The 17188-nt window shown below is 38.7% G+C and carries 17 protein-coding genes; 11 read left to right on the top strand and 6 right to left on the bottom strand.

The genetic code is table 11. From position 1 onward, the window contains the following. The 8 genes from NG55_RS21320 to NG55_RS16220 all read left to right on the top strand — a co-directional run. A partial coding sequence (locus NG55_RS21320; RefSeq protein ID WP_171257993.1) for a VENN motif pre-toxin domain-containing protein occupies positions 1-1690 on the top strand: 1690 nt, incomplete at its 5' end. A 1-nt stretch (position 1691) separates the two neighbouring features. Next, entirely contained in the window at positions 1692-2123 is a 432-nt protein-coding gene (locus NG55_RS16190; protein WP_065343804.1) for a hypothetical protein, read from the top strand. A 67-nt stretch (positions 2124-2190) separates the two neighbouring features. Continuing rightward, positions 2191-3315 (top strand): VENN motif pre-toxin domain-containing protein, encoded by a 1125-nt coding sequence (locus tag NG55_RS21140; protein WP_228704191.1) that lies wholly within the window; start codon positions 2191-2193, stop codon positions 3313-3315. Between the two features lie 8 nt (positions 3316-3323). Beyond that, positions 3324-3632, top strand: a complete 309-nt coding sequence (locus NG55_RS16200; protein ID WP_065343805.1) for a hypothetical protein — start codon at positions 3324-3326, stop codon at positions 3630-3632. Positions 3633-3731: 99 nt separating this feature from the next. Further along, positions 3732-5114, top strand: a complete 1383-nt coding sequence (locus NG55_RS16205; RefSeq protein WP_213029725.1) for a VENN motif pre-toxin domain-containing protein — start codon at positions 3732-3734, stop codon at positions 5112-5114. Further along, positions 5111-5953 (top strand): immunity 49 family protein, encoded by an 843-nt coding sequence (locus NG55_RS16210; protein ID WP_081409011.1) that lies wholly within the window; start codon positions 5111-5113, stop codon positions 5951-5953. Before NG55_RS16205 ends, NG55_RS16210 begins: the two co-directional genes overlap by 4 nt. Before the next feature lie 39 nt (positions 5954-5992). Beyond that, a complete protein-coding gene (locus NG55_RS16215) occupies positions 5993-6319 on the top strand; it encodes a DUF805 domain-containing protein (protein WP_065343807.1) in 327 nt (108 codons plus the stop codon). A gap of 543 nt (positions 6320-6862) precedes the next feature. Continuing rightward, positions 6863-7090, top strand: a complete 228-nt coding sequence (locus NG55_RS16220) for a hypothetical protein (RefSeq protein ID WP_065343808.1) — start codon at positions 6863-6865, stop codon at positions 7088-7090. On the opposite strand, the gene NG55_RS21145 is transcribed toward NG55_RS16220, so the two are convergent. Further along, complete coding sequence (locus NG55_RS21145) at positions 7072-7305, bottom strand: hypothetical protein (protein ID WP_004653215.1); 234 nt, start codon at positions 7303-7305, stop codon at positions 7072-7074. The genes NG55_RS16220 and NG55_RS21145 overlap by 19 nt on opposite strands. Before the next feature lie 469 nt (positions 7306-7774). On the opposite strand from NG55_RS21145, the gene hppD reads away from it, so the two are divergent. Beyond that, positions 7775-8830 (top strand): 4-hydroxyphenylpyruvate dioxygenase, encoded by a 1056-nt coding sequence (hppD, locus tag NG55_RS16230; RefSeq protein WP_005189102.1) that lies wholly within the window; start codon positions 7775-7777, stop codon positions 8828-8830. Between the two features lie 65 nt (positions 8831-8895). Here hppD and NG55_RS16235 read toward each other — a convergent pair whose 3' ends face one another. The 4 genes from NG55_RS16235 to fahA all read right to left on the bottom strand — a co-directional run bounded on the left by NG55_RS16235 (position 8896) and on the right by fahA (position 12450). After that, positions 8896-9675 carry an IclR family transcriptional regulator gene (locus tag NG55_RS16235; protein ID WP_023269921.1) on the bottom strand — a complete coding sequence of 260 codons (780 nt, stop codon included), beginning with the start codon at positions 9673-9675 and terminating at the stop codon, positions 8896-8898. 283 nt (positions 9676-9958) lie between these two features. Further along, complete coding sequence (locus NG55_RS16240) at positions 9959-10507, bottom strand: VOC family protein (RefSeq protein ID WP_004653219.1); 549 nt, start codon at positions 10505-10507, stop codon at positions 9959-9961. Positions 10508-10526: 19 nt separating this feature from the next. Then, a complete protein-coding gene (maiA, locus tag NG55_RS16245) occupies positions 10527-11159 on the bottom strand; it encodes a maleylacetoacetate isomerase (RefSeq protein WP_016540342.1) in 633 nt (210 codons plus the stop codon). After that, complete coding sequence (gene fahA / locus NG55_RS16250; protein ID WP_065343809.1) at positions 11146-12450, bottom strand: fumarylacetoacetase; 1305 nt, start codon at positions 12448-12450, stop codon at positions 11146-11148. The genes maiA and fahA overlap by 14 nt, the downstream gene beginning before the upstream one ends. A 356-nt stretch (positions 12451-12806) precedes the next feature. On the opposite strand from fahA, the gene NG55_RS16255 reads away from it, so the two are divergent. After that, positions 12807-14195 (top strand): amino acid permease, encoded by a 1389-nt coding sequence (locus NG55_RS16255; RefSeq protein ID WP_065343810.1) that lies wholly within the window; start codon positions 12807-12809, stop codon positions 14193-14195. Between the two features lie 294 nt (positions 14196-14489). After that, on the top strand, positions 14490-15425 hold the full coding sequence (locus tag NG55_RS16260; RefSeq protein WP_065343811.1) for a LysR substrate-binding domain-containing protein: 936 nt from the start codon (positions 14490-14492) through the stop codon (positions 15423-15425). 96 nt (positions 15426-15521) lie between these two features. On the opposite strand, the gene NG55_RS16265 is transcribed toward NG55_RS16260, so the two are convergent. Next, the gene (locus NG55_RS16265) at positions 15522-17186 is read right to left on the bottom strand and encodes a BCCT family transporter (protein WP_065343812.1); all 1665 of its coding nucleotides are present in this window, start codon (positions 17184-17186) and stop codon (positions 15522-15524) included. Positions 17187-17188: the final 2 nt, after the last annotated feature.

The following is a 17188-nucleotide window of genomic DNA, read 5'->3' on the forward strand; positions in this document are numbered from 1 at the left end:
TGATCCAGTTAAACAGGAAGAATATTTACGTCAATATTCCCCTGAATATGCTAAAGCGAGTCAATCCAATCAAGATTGGGGCATGGGCGGTAATAAGAGTCGAGCGGTGAATGCGGTCACGATGGCTGTGACAGGTGCATTGGGTGGACAAACGGATATGCAGGTTGTAGCGAATACACTTGCACCTTATGTTGCACAAGGAATCGGGCAGCAGTTTGGACATGGTGAAGACAAGAACAAAGCGGCTCAACTGGTCAGCCATGCGATTTTGGGCGCAACGCTTGCTTATGTGAATGGTGGGAATCCCGCAGCAGGCGGCAGTGCAGCGGTTGCAAGTGAAGCAGCAGCAGACTATTTAGCAAACCAGTATAAGGATAATCCTGCTTATCAAAATGAGAAGGGCGAATTTATGCCAAATCTGTTACCCGAAGATGTGAAGACACAAATTCGAGATTTGACTGCAGCCATTGGAGCAGTGGTTGGGGGAACAGTTGGAGATTCGGCATTTGAAGCGCAGATCTCTGGTGTGGTTGGGCAAAATGCGGTGGAGAATAATTATCTTACATATAAAGAGGCGCTTAGTAGAGAACAAACAAAAGCTAAACTGGCTCAATGTAATCAATCAAAAAAATGTAATAGTGCGGAGATTAGTCAATTAGAGCTGTCGTTGCAGTTATTGGAACGAAAAGATCAAGTTACAGATGCTAAAATAATCGAGGTATGTGGTTCAAACCCAACATCATTAGGATGTCAGGCACTTAAAGCTCAACTAAAAGATGCTGCGACTTCCTTCTTCTTTAAGCAGACAGATCCTCAATATAAAGATGCTTTAACGCAAGAGCAGAAGCAAAATCTAGGGTTGTTGACTAATTTACCTAAACACTCTTTGTTGCCAGCAGATCATACTCAAGGCAATGGATTTATAAATGATGTGGCACCAAATGTTTTGACTGGAGCGGAGTTCTTAAGTGGAGCTGGGTTAGGTAAGATAGCTGGAGGAGCCATAGGAGCTCTGGTCGGCTCTGGCCAAGATGGTGATATCAAAGGAGCTATGATTGGTGGAGCATTAGGTGTATTAGGGGGAACTAAGGTACCTAAAGGTGGTACGACAACTGGTGCTGAAGCATTAAATTTAGTTGAAGCTAATGTTTCTAGTAAATTTACAGGTAAAACATCAAATAGTTATAGTGAGAAATCTATTTTTAATAAATACCCGAACTATACTGAATTGAAATTTAACTCAATAGATGAACAAGCAAAATTTCTGTCAAATTCAATTGAGGGATTATCTGTTAATCAAGCTAAGATTATTTTAGAAACAGGAGTGAATAAGAATACATCAATAGTGCTGGGCGGAAGTCGTATTAGAGGTGACAATACGATAAATAGTGATATCGATGTTGGGTTTGGTTCATTAAATTCAAATCAAGGCTGGAAGGCGATTAAACAAATTCAGAGTAAATCTAATAAACTGGAAGGAGCTCTTAAATTAGAGGAAACAAGAATTACACCTGGTAATTCAACAAAATCTATCCCATTAATTAAATCTCCTGAAGAGTTTTTTCAACGGAATGGTATTAGGGGAGTTAATGATAGTAAAGCTGGTCAAGTCTACTTGGGTTCAGGATCTATTAGTGTATTTCCAGATGGTCGTATAGAAATAATGCCACCAAATTACAAAGGAAATTAAAATGTTTGAAGTTGATGGTAATTTTTTTGATATAAAAAAACAAGTTAGTCATAGAGATTTAGGGTATGGTAGAAATGATTTAAAAGACAGGGCGAAGAATTTTGTTTGGACGGAATCTTTAGATTCATTTATGGAGGTGTGTGAGATAGATATTGATGACTTTATTGAGCAATGTCGGATTGATGATAGAAATCAAATAGAACCTGATATTGATTTTCTATATAGGTTGAATTACCCAGATTCTCGCAAACTATTAAAAGAAGATTCTACTTTATTCTGCGAATTATTGTATCAATATCCTATTATGCTTGTTTCTTATTTTGATAAGAACCCTAATGCTCTATCTGGTTCTGGGTTTTCAATTAATAATATTGATAGTGTGGTTGTTAAAGATGATTTTATAATAATAAAAGGCTTGGGATATTATTATTAATGTTAATAATGTTAATAAGGGTTTTAAAATATATGAAATTATTTGGGTTGAGGCTTTCAGTGCTGGTGTGGCGGCAGGTGGTACAGAAGCAGCAGCGGATTATTTAGCTAAACAGTATAATGATGGTAAAACAGCTATAAATCCTAAAACTGGTGAGTTTGACCCTAATTTATTGCCAGAAGATGCTAAGACTCAAATCAGAGACTTGACCGCAGCCATTGGAGCAGTGGTTGGGGGAACAGTTGGAGATTCGGCATTTGAAGCTCAGATCTCTGGTGTGGTTGCTCAGAATGCCGTGGAGAATAACTCTTTATTAGGTGACGATACTCGTAAAAAAGTAAATGAATTTTTTAACGGACTTTCATCTAAAGCAAAACATCCAATAGATCAAGGTGCTATCAAGGGTGTTGGTAGTGTTGCCGATGGTTTGTTGATGATAGCAGATGCATTTGGTGATACCGCCGTATCAGCAATACATTGTCCATTAGGCACATCAGCTTGTGCAGATGCGATGGAGAATAACCGTCAAAAAGGCCAAGCTGTCGTTGATTTTTTAACCAACTTAGATTTAAAAGAACAAGCAAATAAAATTAAACAATCTTATCAAGATTTAAATAGTGGAGATCCTGAAAAAGTAGCAAATGCTCAAAGAACTCAAGCGGAAGTGTTTACGAGTTTGGGGTTGAGTGCAACGAGTATTAAAAAACTTGGAGCTAATAATGCCTCTGACTTAAAGCTATTAGAAAAAGCAAGTGAGGCAGCTAAGCAAAAAGAAACGATTAAAGCAAATATAGCTGAGAGTCAAAAAGCCAGAGAGGCTTCTAATTTAAACAACTTTAATCAAAAAGCAAAAGAAATTGAGGCTTATGAAAAGTTAAAGAGTCAAATAGACTCTAAAGTTGCACAATCACAGAGAAAGCATATCAAAGATGATGCTCAACATAGCCATGGAAGTTATTTTAACAATACTCAAGAAGCACAAAAAGTATTAGATGCTTTTCACAAAGGAGAAGTAAAAATAGTTGGCTATAACAAACAAGGTCAGCCTATTATTAAATATGATGGAGTAAAAGGAGTATACGCAACAAAAAATAAAGAAGGCCAATCTTTTGAGTCAGCAACAAATTATTTTTTAATTAAGGGTACTAAAAAAGTTAGTATAGTTCCAGCAAGTCCTAAAGGTCCAAAATAGGTGAAATTATGAATATTTTTCAAATTACATTTTTTTTAAGTCGTAGTTGTTTAGGTGAAATTTCTGATAACTTTCAAAGGATTTATTTTGCAGTAAATGAGAAAGATATAACGGTATTTTTTTTACTGAAAGTAGAAAATCAGGATGAGATAGATGATATTAAATTTGAGATCATGCCTGATTTTGAAATGTTAATGGGTGATGAAGAAGATTTTGAAGACTACGATATTAATTGTGAAATAGTGATTGGGGCGGAGAAATATCTTAAAGATGAAGATTTTAATATATTGGTTGAGTTTTATCGTAAAAAGGAATGACATGTGCTTATATATTTAGAATTCAAGCGGTTTAGCTAATATCAAGCAGCTTTATACATAGAGTTCACCTTTGATCTGGAAAGATTGGTGTTGGTGTGTTTGTCTGCACCTATCGCGAGTGGTGCAGGTATTGCAGCCTCTACATTGAGTCCAGCTGCAAGCTATGAAATTGGTCAATACTTTAAGGGTAAAGATGCTGAAAGCAGTGCAGCGCATATCTTGGCCCATACAATTTTAGGTGCAGCAGTTGCCGCGACAGGTGGTAATAATGCCTTGAGTGCGGGTATTGCAGCAGGTGGTGCTGAGGCGGCGGCGCCGTTACTTGCGGAGTATTTGTATGGTAAGAAAGCTAAAGATCTAACCGCAAGTGAGAAATCTACAATTAGCTCTATTGTCGGTTTAGCAGGGAGTGCTGTTGGTGCAACCACAGGTGATGTATCAAGTACAGTTCAAGGTGGACAGTCTGCCCAGAATGCAGTGGAGAATAATAAAACCTCTGTTAAACAGGATATTAAACATGCTTTAACCTGTTGGGGAGCGGAATGCCGTCAGCGATATAAAGACTTAGATGTCGCACAGCAAGCAGCCTATCAGAAAGGTAAGGATCAAGCGGTCACTAAGTTTGTTAATGATTTGAAGAATTTACCTAATGTACCCAAAGAGCTATATGATGCTCTGAAAAATGATCCTCAAGGTACAGCGAAGGCAATCTATGAAGGGGTAAAACAAATCCCAGGAGACCTCATAGACACAGGTAAAACAATAGCCACTGTGAATACAGTAGGAGATACCCCAGCCGAATTTGAAAAATTGGGCAATGTGGAAATGACGGTATCACTAAATGCTCTGACAGCGGCAATTAGTGCAGGCACTGTTACAGTAGCGAAAAAAGGTGGTGGCATTGTTATTGAAGCAGCTAAAGATATCAATCGTGTCTTAAAAAATGACCCAGCCAAATTACCTTCAGTTAAAGTATCATCTTCAGGGAACATAAGTGCTAAACAAATATCTGAAAATGGTAAGATCATTGATCCACCGAAAGAGGTTTTGAGTAAGCAACAGGAGTTGTTGAATAATTCAAACCATAATCAAACAGGTGCATTAAGGGAGCAGATTTCTGATAGTTACTTTAAGAGTGGTGGCTATACCAAGCTTGAAAGTAAGTGTGGAAGTAACTGTTTTGATGGTGTTTACACAAAGAATGGAGAAATTTATATAGTAGAGGTAAAGCCGTTGAAAGAAAGAGGTTCAGTTAAGTTAAGCTCAGCAAATCCGTCTACTGGGCTAGATGTACAGATGTCTGATGCGTGGATTAAAAGTCGAGCAAATGAACTTTCTAATCAAAAAAATAATTCAGCTGCTAAGGCTACTGGAGATAAACTTTTACAAGCGATTGAAAATGGAAAACCGATTAATAAGATTGTTGTTGGTGTTAATGAGGGGCGTGCTGTAACACTCAATTTGGGAAATAATGTAAAATGATTGTAAGTGTTGATAAAAAAGAAATTGTTGAAAATGGTAAAGAAGTTGCAGATGGACGAAGCGAAAGACGAATAGATGCTATTCGTTCCAATCTAAAAGAAAAAAAGCCAAAAGGTGTTCTGTATGACTTTTTGGCGATAGACTCTGTTTATTATGGATTCTATGAATTATATTCTAAACAGAATTCAGTGGATACGAAACAATGGTTCTATGTATCTAGCTTACTGCGAGCAGAAAGTTGTAAATATGATGGTGGTTGGAATATGTGGACGCCACATGCTTTTATATTTCCGCTGTTAACTGACAATGTGGATTTAATAAAAACCTATAGTACATTGAAAACAGTAAATGATAATGACCATCATAAATCATTATTAGAAGCAATCAATTATCCAACAGAAGGTCGTTTTAATGTTGCAAGATTTCAAGCAGTTTTGCGACAAGATTGGAATATGGTCAATCAAATGAAAGAAATATTTCATGAAAAAGTTAAAAAACCTAAAGACTTTGAAGTATGGGAAGTTGATTTCTATGATGCTTTACAAAATAAAGATGCAAATGCTGCAAAGCAGATAATTAATGAATATTTGCAGCCTAAAATACACAAATATTTAAATCAGCATCTCGTTGAAGAATTTAATGGTGAGATTTGGTCGCATCACCCAGTCATGTTTACTAAGCTTGCGTGGATGAATGGTCTAGAAATTGAAATAGATAATCCGCTTGTTCCCATGGAGTTAATGCCAGTAAAACCATTGGATCACTATGACTACCATTATGACTTTTTAGATCCGAACTGGAAGCCAAAAAGTTTTTGGTCTAAGTTATTTAAAAAATAAGTTTTTATAAGTACTGTTTTTAATTTTTGAAGGTTTTTTATGTTTGATTTTCTATTTAATTTTAATGGGAGAGTAGCTAGGCTTCCATACTTCCTTGCTCTGTTAAGTATTTTGGCTATTTTTTTAATTTTAATTTTTTTAGTAAAAAATATATCTGTAATTTATGCAGGTTTATTAGTCTGCTTATACTCTGCTGTCGTTATACAAGTGAAAAGGTGGCATGATATAGGTCTATCTGGATGGTTTATATTATTAAGTTTTGTTCCTCTGGTAGGCATAGTATCAGGATTATATTGCTTATTTAAAGGTGGAGAGAAAGGAGCTAATAAATATGGTATAGCTCCAATACCAAAGAAAATCTGGTAATTGACTGGATTGAAGAAATAGAAAAAGAATTATGGAGTAAATTTGATCTGAGATTAAAGTTTTTGTGAATAAAATAATTTTGATAGATTAAAAAGTTGAAAGGTATCTAAGTGTAGATACCTTTTTCGTTAGAGGTACATAGAGCTATGTAACCTGAACTCGGGATAAAAAAAGTAAGCGCGGTGGTGCTCAAAAATCTGTGTCAAAAGGTAGGGTTTAGAACTCTATGTCATTTCACTAAACTTGCGTTCTCGAATGTAGATTAAATGCTCTGACAGCGAAAATTAGTACAGGTACCGTTACAGTTGCCAAAAAAGGTGGTGGCGTTGTTATTGAAGCAGCAAAAAAAGTTAAGTTCTTAAAGCTGAAGAAATTGCCAAGAAAAAGCAGATAATAGAGAATAATATTCATCGAGATGATGATCTTTTGAATTTATCTAGCGCAGCTAAAAAAGTTTGGGGTGAAAATTTATCGAAAGTTACAAAGCCAGCAGATAGGCATTTATTTAGTAAATTACCGTATAAATGATGTATTTTATACTTTATGTGGCAGCAGTTTGGACATGGTGAAGACAAGAACAAAGCGGCTCAACTGGTCAGCCATGCGATTTTAGGTGCAGCGGTTCTTGTGATAGGTGCTAATAATACTTTTAGTGCTGGTATTGCAGCAGGTGGTTCTGAGGTCGCAGCGCCGTTACTTGCCGAGTATTTGTATGGTAAGAAAGCTAAAGATTTGACTACAAGCCAGAAAAATTACTCTAGCTCAAGCTGATAGTCATCTTTGGTGACTTTGATTTTAATCTTTTTATACTTTCTTTTATTGGGGTTTAAAGCCGAATCAGTGACCTCAGTAGCAAAGCTCGAATTTCCCATCAAGTCATAATAGGCTTTATAACCAATCAAAATCTTTTGTGGTCTACCACTATGCTCATGACTATAGCTTTCAATGAGTTGAGTTAACTGTTCTAAAATCGAAGTTTGCGTCATATCTATCTCATTCGCCTACGTAGCTCATAGGCTTAAGCTAATCGAACTTTGTTAAGGAAATAAGACAGGCAGTCTACTCACAATACAGTTACTCCTATCAGCTTGAGACCATGGTCTGATTTAGCCAGATAACCAATTCCTCTTTAATAGCGACCTTTCATTGGCAGACTCAAATAGCAATAAAATTACACATAACATAATTTAATTATGTATTGCATAAATTCAGACTTTCTTGTAGCATGAATTTATAGCTGAGAGCCAAGATCAAGAATCATGATTTCTTCATTTGGCTGACTTATGGACGGAAAGGGCTTTAACACGGATGCTTTTACATACTTATAAAAACACCGGTTGCCTTTTCTAATAACGCATGTATAGGTTGATGCTTTTAGATAGCGATTAAGCAATTGAAGAATAAGACCTATACAGAGCATTAAACGGATGAATTTATCTAAATAAGGGAAACTAGATGGACATTTTAGATAACCCATTAGAACTATGTGGTTTTGCTTTTATTGAATTTGTTTCGACGGAAAACGGATTAGATCAGATCTTTGAGACCATCGGTTTTTCTAAAGTCGCAAAGCATAAGTCTAAAAAAGTTTATTTATGGCGTCAGGGTAATATCAACATTATCTTGAACTACCAGCCTGAATCTTATGCTTCATTCTTCTTTAAAGAACATGGTCCTTCAGCCTGTGCAATGGGTTTTAGAACCCGCGATGCAGCCAAAGCATTTAGCAAAGCCGTGGAGCTTGGCGCAGAGCCAATGTACTCTCAAGCTGGGCCGATGGAACTCAATATCCCAGCGATCAAAGGGATTGGTGGCATGCCAATTTTCCTTGTGGATCGTGATATCTATGAAAATGACTTCGTTTTCTTTGATGATGCGGACAGAAATCCTAAAGGCGCAGGCCTGAACGAAATCGACCATTTAACCCATAACGTCTATAAAGGACGTATGGAGTATTGGGCGAACTTCTACGAAAAAATCTTTAACTTCCAAGAAATCCGCTACTTTGATATCAAAGGCGAATATACAGGTTTAACATCTAAAGCCTTGACTGCGCCAGATGGCATGATTCGTATTCCACTGAATGAAGATTCAGACAAGGGCAACGGTCAAATCGCAGAGTTCTTGGCAGATTTCAATGGTGAAGGTATTCAGCATATCGCGTTTATTACCGATGACTTGCTTTCAACTTGGGATAAATTAAAAGGAATCGGCATGCAGTTTATGACAGCGCCGCCTGAAACCTATTATGAAATGTTGAAAGAACGTTTACCGAATCATGGCGAGCCAACAGAAGAACTGCAAAAACGCGGTATCTTACTGGATGGCAATACCAAAGATGGTCAGAAAAAACTGTTGTTGCAGATTTTCTCGCAAAACATGCTTGGGCCTGTGTTCTTTGAATTTATTCAACGTAAAGATGATGATGGTTTTGGCGAAGGTAACTTCAAAGCATTATTTGAATCCATCGAACGTGACCAGATCCGCCGTGGTGTATTAGAAGCAAAGTAATTGCATTCAAATGAAATAAAAAAGCCAAGAAGTTCGCTTCTTGGCTTTTTTATATGGATGAAACATTAACGGGTTTGAATATATTGATTGATTGCTGCAACTTCACGTTTAAACAGTTCTAAGTTCTCGCTGCCGTCATGCACCGAGAAAAACATTTCACTGTCCAGTGCCACAATACAAAATTCCATTGAATGATGCGCATTAAAGATTGGTAGACCCACCGCATTGATTCCCACCAACAAGTCGCCCTGAGCAATCGACATACCGTGTTGCAATACATGTTCTTTTAATACTAAGAATTCATCCCAATCAGTCGGTTTAATCGGATAATGGTTATGAGCCGCTTTTTCCCATTCCGCTTGCATCAACGGCTTAATCACGGCTTCAGGCATATAAGAGGCAAATACACGACCCGCTGCGGAATTGACCAAAGGCATGATTGAACCAACCTTGGTCACGATTGAAATCGGATGGTTGGATTCAATTGATTGCACCACTAAAGGCCCTTTAGGCGACCATTTGCTGATTTGAATACCACAGCCTATCTTGTTTTGTAATTCATAAATCAGGTGCTGAACCAGCTGTAACACATCGGTATGTTGAATACAGTTCAAGCCTAAACGCCATGCTTGATCGCCTAAAGCATACTGACCGTCGGTGAGTTGCTTGGCGTAATTCATACGAATCAGACTGACCAGATAACGGTGTACCTTGGCAGGGTGCATATCCAGTTTGCTGGATAGGTCTTTTAATATAATGGGCTTGTTGTGTTCTAAAAGGGCATTCAGTACGGCTAAACCGACCTCAAGTGATTGAACCCCACCAGATAACTTTTCTTCAATCATTCAATAACCCTTAAGCTGCGCGCATTCACGCAGTATTTGTTGCTTTCAATCATGGACAATTTACATCCAGCACATAATGCCTGAGCATCGGGCAAAATAGAAATCATCTTTTTAAATGTATCAAATCGGCGAATTGCATAAGCATACAATTGTTTTTAGAGAGATTGCACGCAATTTTGCTGAGCCTACTATGCCTTAAAAACACACAAAATGCTTTAAATTTAGACCATAAAAAAAGGCATTAGCATTTTACAACGCTAATGCCAATTTCATGGAACTGGATTTATGCACCAAGTTCATCTTCGTGTAAGAAATGAGTATGGTGCGGTGCACGTTTGGTGCGACTCCATTCATCTAGCATTTCTAATTTCATTTCTTCGGTAATGCGTGCAATCTTGGCATCGGCATGGACATCATTATAGGTCAGTTCTAGACGATGACCATTTGGATCGAAGAAGTAAATCGAATGGAAGATACCATGGTTGGTGACCCCTAATACCTTCACATCATTCGCTTCCAGATGCGCTTTTGCTGCCATCAGTGCATCTAAATCTTCCACTTCAAAAGCAATATGTTGTACCCATTGCGGTGTGTTTTCATCACGGCCCATATCTGGTTGAGTCGGCAGTTCAAAAAATGCCAATACATTGCCTTGGCCCGCATCTAAGAATAAATGCATATACGGATCAAAGGCTTTGGTAGATGGCACATGGTCTTCTGCAAAAGCCAGAATGAAATCCATATGCAGCATTTTTTTGTACCATTCGACGGTTTCTTTCGCATCTTTACAGCGATAAGCCACATGATGAATTTTTTTAATTGCAAAGCTCATGATAAAACTCCTTTTATCTCTATTCCCAATCTGGTTGTTGTTCTGGTGTGGCATTCAAGAATGCGGGAAGGGTTAAGCAATGTTGGTAGATCGACTCAATCTTGGGAAAAGCACTTAAATCAATTTTAAAGCGCTTGGCGTTATAGACTTGAGGAATCAAACAACAGTCTGCAAAAGTCGGTTGTGAGCCAAAACAGAATTGCCCATTGGAATGCTGTAATTGCATTTCTAAGCTGTGAAAGCCTTCTAAAATCCAATGGCGGTACCACAGTGTTTTTTGCTCGTTACTGATCGCAAGATCATTTTGCAGGTACTTCAACACTCTCAAGTTATTGATTGGATGAATGTCACAGGCAATGCTTTGTGCAAAAGCACGGACTTTGGCACGTTCAACCAGATCTTTAGGTAACAGCGCTTTGGTTGGATAACGTTCTTCCAGATATTCCAAAATGCTAAGCGATTGGGTAAAGGTCTGATCTTGGTCAAGCAGTGTTGGCACCAACTGACTTGGATTCAGTGCACGATAGCTTGCAAGCTGTTGCTCATTTTTAACGAGATGCACGGCTTCAGTTTCATAAGGCAGCGCTTTCAGGTTGAGTGCGATACGCACTCGATAAGCCGCAGAGCTACGAAAGTAACTATACAGTTTCATAGCGTTCGTCCTTTTGTTCATTAAAACGAAAGTGACGTGCTGGTAAAATGGTATTGGCAACTTCACCAAAACCCACGCGAATGCCATCTTTTTCACAGTAGCCTTTCATCACAACACGGTCACCATCTTCCAAGAAGCCACGCTTTTCGCCGTTGGAAAGGGTGAGTGGTTTAGTGGTATTCCACGTCAGTTCCAGTAAGCTGCCATAAGAATCTTCGGTTGGGCCAGAAATCGTGCCTGAACCCATTAAATCGCCGACTTGTACATTACAGCCTGCAATGGTGTGGTGGGTTAGTTGCTGTGACATTGACCAATACATATATTTAAAGTTGGTTTGGCAAATCACATCCGCTTGTTCTGAATGAGGTGTCTGCACTTCAACACTGAGGTGAATGTCATAACTGTTTGCGGTGTTTTCTTGTAGATAGCCCAGTGGTTGTGGCTGTTGTTCTGGACCTTTGACTTTAAATGGTTCAAGCGCTTCCATCGTTACCACCCATGGTGAAATGGCACTGGCAAAGGTTTTGGCGTTGAAAGGGCCTAAAGGGACATATTCCCACTGTTGAATATCACGTGCTGACCAATCATTTAACAACACCATGCCAAAGATATGTTCCCATGCGTTTTCAATGGCAATCGGTTCACCCAATTCAGTTGCTTTCCCCACTACAAAAGCGGTCTCGAGTTCAAAGTCGAGTTTACGTGTCGCCGAGAACACAGGGCGTTCTTCATTGGGTAATTTGATTTGACCTGAAGGACGAACAATGTCTTTACCACTGACAATTACAGAACTGGCACGACCGTTATAACCGACAGGCAATTCGCTCCAGTTCGGCAAGAGTGCATTTTTAGGATCTCTAAACATGGTGCCGACATTGGTGGCATGTTCTTTAGATGAATAGAAGTCGGTATAGCCAGGAACATGAATCGGTAAATGTAAGACCACATCTTCTTGTTTAAACAACACTTGCTGACGTAAATCTGCATCATCACGTAAGCTTGGATTTTCCGCAGACAATAAGTTTTGCAAAGTGCTGCGAACCTTATGCCAATTTTGCTTGCCTGTTTCAATGAATTTATTCAGTGTTGGTTGATTAAAGCAGTTTGCTGTCGTGAGCTGTAATAAGCCTTTTTGCTCTAATGCGGCAAGGTCAAGCACCCATTCACCAATTGCAACGCCGACGCGTTTTTCAGCTTGTGCGGTCTCGCTAAAAATACCGTATGGCAAATTATGTATTGTGAAATCTGATTGGGCATCAATCTCAAGAAAAGAAGTTAAATGATGGGCCATGATTCGCTTTCCTTGTCTTTAATTCTGTTGGTCTAATCTCTTTGTTTAGGGAGTATTTTGATTAAGTGGTTGAAAGATAAATTGATATTTAAGTTTTTATCTGCCAATTCTAGTTTACTTAGAGCAAAAATCCCTGCGTCTTCATTTCTATCATACTGAAAATAATTAATTACGCAATACATAATTTAATTACATTATTCATAATATTTGTTATTTATTGAATTTTCTGTTTATATGCGCGGTTATTCGAAAAGTGAATTAATTATTTTTCGAGTTAGATATAGGCATTTGTGATTAACTTATGATATACGTAATTTTAGACAGAAAAATTACGCGACACGGATGAGAATAATCATATGTCAAAACAGGAGCAAGGAAACCTGAACCCAGGTTTAAGCAATCGGCATATCCAGCTTATTGCGCTAGGTGGTGCGATTGGCACAGGTTTGTTTCTAGGTATCTCACAATCGATTAAGCTGGCTGGCCCATCGGTCATTCTGGGTTATGCGATTGCAGGGCTTATTGCATTTTTAATGATGCGACAGCTAGGTGAAATGGTGGTACAAGAGCCAGTCAGTGGTTCATTTAGCCATTTTGCTTACAAATACTGGGGCTCATTTGCAGGTTTCATGTCAGGTTGGAACTATTGGGTACTCAATGTTCTGGTCTGTATGGCTGAGCTCACAGCGATTGGGTTATATATTCAATATTGGTGGCCTGAAATCCCGACATGGGTTTCAGCATTGGCCTTTTTTATCTTAATTAACGGTATCAACCTTTTGCATGTCAAGTTTTTTGGTGAAATGGAGTTTTGGTTCTCTATCATCAAAATTTTAGCAATCTTGGCCATGATTGGTTTTGGTTCGTATTTACTTGCAACAGGAACGGCAGGGCCACAAGCTGGAATCAGCAACCTTTGGGCATTGGGTGGATTCTTTCCATTTGGTGTAGAGGGTCTAGTGATGGCCATGGCAGTGATCATTTTTGCTTTTGGTGGCATCGAGTTATTTGGTATTACTGCGGCAGAAGCACGTGATCCTGATAAAACCTTGCCGAAAGCAGTCAATCAAATTATCTATCGTATTTTGATTTTCTATATCGCAACGCTTTTCATCTTATTTGCATTGTTTCCTTGGAACCAAATGGCGCAAGGTGGTAGCCCATTCGTGATGGTCTTTGCATCATTAGATAGCCAAGGCGTTGCGACCATGTTGAACTTTGTGATCTTGACTGCGGCAGTGTCTGTTTATAACGGTACCAGTTACTGTAGTAGCCGTATGCTTTTAGGCTTGGCCCAACAAGGCAATGCACCTAAGTTCCTTAAGAGAATCAACAAACGTGGTATTCCGACCAATGCGGTCTATGTATCTGCATTCGTCACCGTACTGTGTGTCTTGTTGAACTATGCATTTCCTGAGAAGGCATTTGGTTTGTTAATGATGCTGGTGGTTGCTGCGATTGTGATTAACTGGGTGGTGATTTCATGGACGCATTTAAAATTCCGTAAAGCCATGCAAGCACAAGGGCTAACGACTAAGTTCCCAAGTATTGCATATCCATTCAGTAACTATCTATGCATTATTTTTATGCTGAGTATTCTGGTGGTGATGTCAATGACTGCAGATATGCGTATCGCGGTCATGATGATTCCTGCATGGATTCTCTGTTTGATGCTGGCCTATTATTTGAAGCAGCGAAAATTGAGAAATGCTCAACCAAGTGTGGCGCTGAATACGGATGCGTAAGTTGTAAATTGATTGTTAAAAAGGGCTGAAAATTCAGCCCTTTTTGTTTTTATGTTGGGAAAATTATATTGAATGAGAAAAACTCATGCATCTATTCGTTTTTCTCACTTTTTATCGATTGTGATTTATGAGACTTTATCGAAATTAAAAGAATGAAATAATTTATTACTTGGATAATAAGTTAATTGAGCAACATCACAAGGAAGTCCGTTTGAAGCTGTAGTCATCTTTACTTGAACAAGGTGGTTAACACAGATGTTCGACATCGACATAGAGGACAAATAAGGAGCGTCCATGAGAATTAAACCATTGCCACCTATGAATAGTTTGATTGTATTTGAGGCAGCAGCACGCCATTTGAGTTTTACTCAGGCTGCGAATGAACTGAATGTGACTCAAGGTGCAATAAGTCGTCAGATTAGGCAACTCGAAGAATATCTAGGGAAGGAGTTATTTGTCCGTGCCAATCGCAATCTTGTTTTAACGCCTACAGGCTTACAATATTATCAAACGATATACAGTGCTTTACAGGATGTGTCTAAGGCAACCGCCGAAATTAAAAAATGGCAGGGTGAGCATCAAGTCACAGTCGTTACAACCAATGCTATGGCAGCCTTGTGGTTGTTACCTAAAGTGGCTACTTTTCAGCAAAATGAAGGCATTGATTTAAGAATTTTAACTACCGAGAATATTCTTGACCTGCATAAAATGGATTGTGATCTAGCTTTATTTTATTGCAAAGTACCCCCAATCGAGATGAAAGTTACACCTTTATTCCCTGAAGAAGTTTTTCCTGTCTGTAGTCCTGCTTATCTTGCTCAATTTCACGACAAAAGCCCTGAAAATATCTTTGGAAAGAGTTTATTGTCTTTGGATGAATCGCAAAAAGATTGGGTAAATTGGGCTGAATGGTTTGCTTTGGTAGGATATCCGATGTTCAAGCCTAAAAGCAGAGTCAATATAAACAATTACCCATTACTCATTCAGGCTGCTATTAATGGGCAGGGTGTAGCTTTGGCATGGGGTTCTTTAGTCGATGATTATTTAGAAAGTGGGGCATTGGTTCGTCCTGTTGAAACTGTATTACGTACCCAAGCGAATTTCTGCATGTTAGAACCTGCCGATCGAGGGGTTATTCCTTCTACAGTCAAACAGTTCCGTCATTGGCTTTTAGAGCAGTTGCCGGGACAAGTTGGGCAAAAAGGGTTGAATGAGCTGTTAATGGACTAGCAAAGTATTTAAGCGAAAATAGCTTTTCCAGCTTATGCTATAAAAAAGAGAACCGCTTAAAAAGGGTTCTCTTTTTTATATGTAGATTCCAGAAAGTTAAATTTTGGTTTCACTTGCTGGATGCTTTGGCACAACACCAATATTAGCAATATCTTCCTGTTTAAATGCCTTCATTAAGGCAAACATTGAAATGGTGAGGAAAACGATAATTGGAAAGCCAAACAGAATAACAGCGGCTTGAATTGTTTTTAGGCCACCAGCATAGAGTAAACCTAAACTAATTGCGGTAACGAATAGACACCAAATGATTCGAATACGAATAGGTGTATCCTTTTCGGAACGCGTATCTAGAAAACACAGCACATGCGTACCCGCATCTTGTGAAGTAACGAGATAGGTAATCAGTAACAAACAGGTCGCCATACTGAGGATTGATCCGAATAATCCACTATCTATGGCATTAAATAATTCAAATACAGCCAGCGTATTATCTTGTTGAGTTGCTTTTACAATGGGTCCACCCTTAAATTCAACAGCAGCAGGTGTGATTGCTGATGCTTGAGGTGCAATCGTATTCGCAGATGGCGCGATTTGATTTTCAATCAATGCGGTTTGTTGTTCAAAACTTTTACGGGCATCTTGTTCAATTTTGAGGGCTGAACCACCAAATACTGCAAACCAAAAGAAAGTCACTAAAGTTGGAACAATTAGCACACCTGAAATGAGTTGGCGAATGGTACGTCCTTTAGAAATTTTGGCAATAAACATTCCTACAAACGGCGCCCATGTCGGCCACCATAACCAGTAGAAAGCGGTCCACCAATTTTGCCATTCTGAATCTTTTTGGGCATCACTCCATAAACTCATCCCAATAAAGTGCGATGTATAGTTGCCAATGCCTTCGATATATGAATTGGTGATATAGCGTGCAGGGCCGATAAACATCAGAATCAAAATGAGTAGGATGGATAAGATAATATTAACTTCTGAAAGACGGCGCATACCTGTGCCAATACCACGCACTACTGAGAAGGTTGCAATACTCGACAATGAAATCATGAGAATAAATTGAACAGTAACGCTGACTTCTATATCAAAAACTTTATGCAAGCCTGCATTAATCTGTAATACACCGATGGCGAGTGTTTGTGAAATGCCGAAGGTTGTAATAATAATCACAAGTATGTCAACGATATGCCCGATTGGGCCATAAATACGATCGCCAATAATAGGATGCAAAATTGAACGTAATGAAAAGGGTAAGCCTTTGCGAAATGAAAAGTAGGCAATGGCTAAAGCGGCTAAACAATAAATGGACCAGGCGTGTAAACCCCAATGAAAATAGGAAATTTGCATTGCCATGCTGGCTGCTTCATCGCTTAAGCCTTTGGTGAATGGGTTGCTTGCATAATGGTTCATCGGTTCGGCGACCCCCCAAAACACCAAACCAACTCCCATAGCACAAGAAAATAGCATGGAGATCCATGCAAAATAGCTATATTCAGGTTTATCTGTATCTTTCCCGATTTTAAGTAAGCCGTATCTGCTACACATTACATACAGCAGGAAAAAGCACATTGCCGATACAGAAGACAAAATAAACCACTTCATATTGTGTAATAAAACACTGGATAGATCGGCGAATATTTTTCCCGCGGAATCTGCGAAAACAGCACAAAATATAACGAATGCAACTACAAATACTTTTGAAATTATTGAAACAACTGAATGAGAATCAGTGGCCCCTGTTGTTGTACGCATAA

This window comes from Acinetobacter gyllenbergii (assembly GCF_001682515.1).
Lineage (GTDB): Bacteria > Pseudomonadota > Gammaproteobacteria > Pseudomonadales > Moraxellaceae > Acinetobacter > Acinetobacter gyllenbergii.

Bases quoted from the DNA above. Each gene is read 5' to 3' on its own strand.
- NG55_RS16190 (WP_065343804.1), top strand. From the start codon at position 1,692: ATGTTTGAAGTTGATGGTAATTTTTTTGATATAAAAAAACAAGTTAGT.
- NG55_RS16200 (WP_065343805.1), top strand. From the start codon at position 3,324: ATGAATATTTTTCAAATTACATTTTTTTTAAGTCGTAGTTGTTTAGGT.
- NG55_RS16210 (WP_081409011.1), top strand. From the start codon at position 5,111: ATGATTGTAAGTGTTGATAAAAAAGAAATTGTTGAAAATGGTAAAGAA.
- NG55_RS16215 (WP_065343807.1), top strand. From the start codon at position 5,993: ATGTTTGATTTTCTATTTAATTTTAATGGGAGAGTAGCTAGGCTTCCA.
- NG55_RS16220 (WP_065343808.1), top strand. From the start codon at position 6,863: ATGTGGCAGCAGTTTGGACATGGTGAAGACAAGAACAAAGCGGCTCAA.
- NG55_RS21145 (WP_004653215.1), bottom strand. From the start codon at position 7,305: ATGACGCAAACTTCGATTTTAGAACAGTTAACTCAACTCATTGAAAGC.
- hppD (WP_005189102.1), top strand. From the start codon at position 7,775: ATGGACATTTTAGATAACCCATTAGAACTATGTGGTTTTGCTTTTATT.
- NG55_RS16235 (WP_023269921.1), bottom strand. From the start codon at position 9,675: ATGATTGAAGAAAAGTTATCTGGTGGGGTTCAATCACTTGAGGTCGGT.
- NG55_RS16240 (WP_004653219.1), bottom strand. From the start codon at position 10,507: ATGAGCTTTGCAATTAAAAAAATTCATCATGTGGCTTATCGCTGTAAA.
- maiA (WP_016540342.1), bottom strand. From the start codon at position 11,159: ATGAAACTGTATAGTTACTTTCGTAGCTCTGCGGCTTATCGAGTGCGT.
- fahA (WP_065343809.1), bottom strand. From the start codon at position 12,450: ATGGCCCATCATTTAACTTCTTTTCTTGAGATTGATGCCCAATCAGAT.
- NG55_RS16255 (WP_065343810.1), top strand. From the start codon at position 12,807: ATGTCAAAACAGGAGCAAGGAAACCTGAACCCAGGTTTAAGCAATCGG.
- NG55_RS16260 (WP_065343811.1), top strand. From the start codon at position 14,490: ATGAGAATTAAACCATTGCCACCTATGAATAGTTTGATTGTATTTGAG.
- NG55_RS16265 (WP_065343812.1), bottom strand. From the start codon at position 17,186: ATGCGTACAACAACAGGGGCCACTGATTCTCATTCAGTTGTTTCAATA.